General features: G+C 67.2%; 1 protein-coding gene. It reads right to left on the bottom strand.

The genetic code is table 11. The annotated features are described in order from the left end of the window. Positions 1 to 50: 50 nt before the first annotated feature. Positions 51 to 1,700, bottom strand: coding sequence for a M28 family metallopeptidase (locus tag ABGA94_RS08680; RefSeq protein WP_375367026.1), 1,650 nt, complete (start codon positions 1,698 to 1,700; stop codon positions 51 to 53). Positions 1,701 to 1,908: the final 208 nt, after the last annotated feature.

The raw sequence follows: 1,908 nt of genomic DNA, 5'->3' as shown, positions 1-1,908 counted from the left end.
CCCCCCCCCCCCACTACCCGGGAGGCGCCGGGCGAACCCGGCGCATTCCCTTACCTGCGCTGGTCGGCGCTGGCGTCGCGTACGGCGCGGAACGACTCGTCCTTGCTCCAGTTCGGCCAGGCACGGGAGTTGGCCAGCTGGTTGCCCAGCGTGTACAGCACTTCCAGGTCGCGGGCGGCACCGGCGAACACCCAGTCCGGCTGCCATTCGTCGCCCTGCTGGTGGTAACGCTTGGCGGTGTAGTCCTCGGAGGCCTTCTTGCCTGCGGCGACGCCACCGTCCACCCAGTCCTGGCCGGCCGACCAGGACAGCGCCGGCACGCCACGCTTGGCGAACGGGAAGTGGTCGGAGCGGAAGAACAGGCCCGCTTCCGGCTTCGGGTCCGGCGTGTAGCGGATGTCCCAGCCCTTGGCCACGTCCTTCAGCTGGTCCAGCAGCTCGAAACGCGCGGCACCGTAGATGCCGAAGTCACGCGACGGGCCGAACGGCGCCATGCCGTCCATGTTGATCACCGCCACGGTCTTTTCCAGCGGGTACAGCGGATGGGTGGCGTAGTACTCCGAACCCAGCAGGCCCTTCTCCTCGGCGGTGACCGCCAGGAACAGCAGCGAGCGCTGCGGGCGCGTTTCCTTGGCGAAGCCACGGGCAAGCTCGAGCAGCGAGGCGGTACCACTGGCGTTGTCCAGTGCGCCGTTGAAGATGCGGTCACCGCGCGCGTCCGGCTCGCCCACGCCGATGTGGTCCCAGTGCGCGCTGTAGATGATCGTCTCATCCGGATGGCGGCTGCCTTCCAGGCGTGCGGCCACGTTGTGCGAGGTGATCACTTCGGTCTTCACCGCGTACTTCGCGTCCAGGCTGGCGCCGGTCAGCGGCACCGGGGTGAAGTCGCGCTGCTGCGCCTTCTTCTTCAGCGCCTCGAAGTCCTGCCCGGCGGAGCGGAACAGCTCCACCGCCAGGTCGCGCTGGATCCAGCCTTCCAGCAGCGGGTGGCTTTCGGCCGGGTTGTCGCGCACCACGTCGAACATGGTGTTGGTGTTGGAACCGGCCACGGTGGCCCAGCCATAGGAGGCCGGTGCGGTCTCGTGCACGATCAGCACACCCAGTGCACCCTGGCGCGCGCCTTCCTCGTACTTGTAGGTCCAGCGGCCGTAATAGGTCATGCCCTTGCCGTCGAAATCACCCTGGCCGGTTTCGAAGTCCGGATCGTTGATCAGTACGACGGCAATCTTGCCCTTCAGGTCCACGCCCTTGAAGTCGTCCCAGTTGCGCTCCGGCGCTTTCACGCCATAGCCGAGGAACACCAGCGGGGCCTTGCTGATGTCAACGTTGCTGGCGCCGTTCATGGCGGCGCGCACGGCAATCTGCTTGCCCTGCTCCAGCGCAACGGTCTTGCCGCCCTGGTGCAGCGCCAGCTGCGGTGTGCCGACGATGTCGCCCTTGCGCAGCGGCACGGCCTGGGTCCAAAGGCGCTTGCCGTCCTTGAGGTCGCCGCCCGGCTGCAGACCGGCGTCGGCAAATTGCTTGCTGAGGTAGGCGATGGTCTTCTCTTCGCCGGCGGTGGCCGGCGAGCGGCCTTCGTAGGCGTCGGAGGCCAGTTCCTTGACGTCGGCGGAGATCCGCGCGCCATCGAATTTCGGGGTGGCCGCCATCAGTGCGCTCGACACCGACAGGGCCAGCACGCCCAGTACCACTCGTTTCATTGCTCTCTCCAGCAGGGAAATCCTTCTGGAGTGTAATGGGATTCGGCAGGGCTGCGCCCTGCACCCGCCGAAGCCAGGGCAGCAGCAACAGCTGGAGCAACAGCAACAGCAGAAGCAGGCATTCGGTGGGATGGCGGGGTGGGTCCGGTTGCGGGGGACGCCGTAAACCCGTCCTTGGGGGCTTGGCCGCGGCATTCATGCCGCGGAC

This window comes from Stenotrophomonas sp. 3diitr2024 (assembly GCF_042136455.1).
Taxonomy (GTDB): Bacteria; Pseudomonadota; Gammaproteobacteria; order Xanthomonadales; family Xanthomonadaceae; genus Stenotrophomonas; species Stenotrophomonas sepilia.
This window is presented reverse-complemented; position numbering and strand designations above follow the sequence as displayed.

Coding starts and splice junctions, on each gene's coding strand:
- ABGA94_RS08680 (WP_375367026.1), bottom strand. CDS start 1,700: ATGAAACGAGTGGTACTGGGCGTGCTGGCCCTGTCGGTGTCGAGCGCA.